General features: G+C 52.7%; 2 protein-coding genes. Both read left to right on the forward strand.

Going from position 1 to position 2,625, the window contains the following annotated elements; all coding sequences use genetic code 11:
- Positions 1–170: 170 nt before the first annotated feature.
- A complete protein-coding gene (locus tag OB13_RS09300) occupies positions 171–1,943 on the forward strand; it encodes a hypothetical protein (protein WP_461489886.1) in 1,773 nt (590 codons plus the stop codon).
- Between the two features lie 5 nt (positions 1,944–1,948).
- Positions 1,949–2,611 carry a hypothetical protein gene (locus OB13_RS09305; protein WP_461489887.1) on the forward strand — a complete coding sequence of 221 codons (663 nt, stop codon included), beginning with the start codon at positions 1,949–1,951 and terminating at the stop codon, positions 2,609–2,611.
- Positions 2,612–2,625: the final 14 nt, after the last annotated feature.

Consider the following 2,625-nt stretch of genomic DNA (forward strand, 5'->3'; position numbering starts at 1 on the left):
GCGTCCGCTTGTGGCTTATACGAGACACAAGCGGACGCTTGCTTTAGCAAGGTCGCTTAAAAAGTGTAAGCCCGGGTTCTGTCAAGGGCCGGGAATGTTCCGAAACCAACACACGAGGTTAACTCATACATTATTGGAGGGAATCCGAAGTATAGTACTTTATAATACACATGGAAGGATTATTTATTTTTGAGACTGTTCTTATTCTGGCAATCCTGGGTTATCAGCTGTACGTGTACCAAGGCACCCGGAGCAGGATCAGAGGTATAGAGCAGTTGTTTCCTTCCGAAGGCCAGCTTTCACTGCGCGAGCATGTGCTGGATCAGCCTGTAGCGGCGGCCGGGCCCGCAAAAGACTTGGAGCAGCAGCGGGCTGCCCTGCTGGCCGGTAAGCCTTTCCGGGAGTATACACCTTCTAACCCGGTTGTGAAACGGATCGTGGCAGTAGACAACGACGTGCTGCAGATCGAAGCAAAGGGCGGACCGGTTCCCACCTATACCTTGGCTGCCGACAAGTTTGAAAAGTTGCTGAGCAGCGGCAACATTCACCTGGTTTCCGGTGACCCGGATGCGCTGGTGACGACCGCTGCCACAGGTGGCAAAGGGACAGGCACGACCGATCTCATCGAGGTGCAGCACCCCTCCGAGACGTTCAGCAAGATCATCAAAAGCACCAACCAGTACCTGCGCCGCAACAAGGGGGCTGCCGCTGACTTTGACATCTTAAAAGATGTAGCCGAGCGCTACTCGGATGCAATGGACAACGAGGTGCAGTCTACCGTGGCGACCCCTTTGTACATCGGTCTGCTGGGTACTTTCTCCGGGGTGATCATTGGTCTATCCAGCCTTGTTTTTACCGGACTTGTGACGGCTGATGTATCTGAAGAAGGGGTAGCGGTAGGTTCCTCTTTCATCACGGATGAAAACATTCCCAATTTCCTGTTTGGTGTACTGATCGCGATGGCCGGCAGCTTCCTGGGTTTGCTGCTTACACTGCTCGGCAATCACCATTTGAAGAATGCGCGGAGTATTCGCGACCGCCACCAGAACGACTACTATACCTTCCTGCAGACGCACCTGCTGCCCAAGCTCAACTCGGATATGGCCGCCAGCCTGGGCAACCTGAAGTCGGTGCTGGATTCCTTTAACAAAGATTTTCTTGATAAGATACTGGGTTTCCGACCCATCGTGGATTCGCTTTCCGAGAACATCCGCATTCAGAAAGACTTTATTCAAAAGCTCGACGAGATCGGTTTTACGCAGATGGCCAATGCCAACCTGCAGGTGTTTGACAAGCTGAAAGAAAGCGAGCGCCTGTTCGAGAATTTCCTGCAGTACCAGGTGGCCTTGAATGAGTCGGTGCAGAAGGGGGGAGAGCTCACGCATACGATCGGGCAGGTGCTCAGCCGCCTGACCGGTTTGCAGGAAGGTTTTGATAAGGTACCAGGCTACCTGCAGAAACACGACGAATCGATACAGCGGCAGGTGAATTTCTTCGGGCGCCATGAGGAGGACCTGAATACCATTGCAGCCCGGGTGGAGCAATACTTTGATAAAGCGGCACTCAAACTCACCGACCTAATGGAGGCGCGCCTGCAGCACCAGGAGCGGGACGCGCAGAATGCCTACGAAAAGTGGCAGGATCATTTCAGAAGACTCAACGAAGACAATGTATATGAGCGCATTGTAGAATACATGCGACCATTTGAAAGCCTGAACCAGCAGCAGGAGCGGCTGAATGCCAGTCAGCAACAGCTAACCGGAGAAATCCGGCAAACGAATGAGCGCCTGCTGCAGAAGCTGGATACCGATGCCCAGGTACAGCAACAACTCCTCAGGCAACTGCATGAGCTGAATGTGAACATGGTGAAAGCTGCTGAGCCCGGACCTTTGAAAGCGGCATTGGGCAAGCTATTCGGCAGCGGGCAAAACAACAGGAGGTAAGTACGATGAGCAAGGAAAACAGGGACTTTTTCTGGCCCAGTTATGTCGACCTGATGACGGTGCTCTTCCTGGTGATGCTGGTGCTGTTTGTATTGAGCTTTAAAATGTTCCAGGACAAGGCAAGGGAAAACCAAACGACCCTGGCCAAGCTGGAGGTGGAGCTAGAAGAGAAGAAAAAGCTGGACGAGATCAAATCTGCCTTATCCCGCCTCGATGAGCGGTATTTCCAGTACAACGAAAAGCACAAGCGGCATGAACTGCTGGTGGATGTGCTCTTTGAGCAGAGCCGGGCAGAGATACCGCAGCGGGCCCTGGCACCCCTCCGCAGGGCCGGCGAAAACCTGAGCCAGGTGATCAACTCGATCGATGATGATGAAGTCAAATATCTGATCGTAATAGACGGCCGTGCAGCCAGCTACCCCAAAGGGGATTCGCGTAACATCACAGAGCGGGAGTATGCGCTTGAGTTGAGTTACAGAAGAGCCCTGGCGCTGATGAAATTCTGGCAGAATTCAGGTATAAAATTCCCTAAAGACAGGATCGAGTTGATTGCTGCCGGAAGTGGTTTTGAGGGAGCCGGACGTACAGGAGACATCCGTGACCGGCGTTTTGTGATTCAGATCCTGCCGAAAGTAGGTACGCTGGACGGAAGGGTGCAAAAGAAATAAAGATCGATTTTATA

It is taken from the genome of Pontibacter sp. HJ8, assembly GCF_054824225.1.

What these genes read in the sequence shown, in the direction of transcription:
- OB13_RS09305 (WP_461489887.1), top strand. Translation starts at nt 1,949, where the DNA reads ATGAGCAAGGAAAACAGGGACTTTTTCTGGCCCAGTTATGTCGACCTG.
- OB13_RS09300 (WP_461489886.1), top strand. Translation starts at nt 171, where the DNA reads ATGGAAGGATTATTTATTTTTGAGACTGTTCTTATTCTGGCAATCCTG.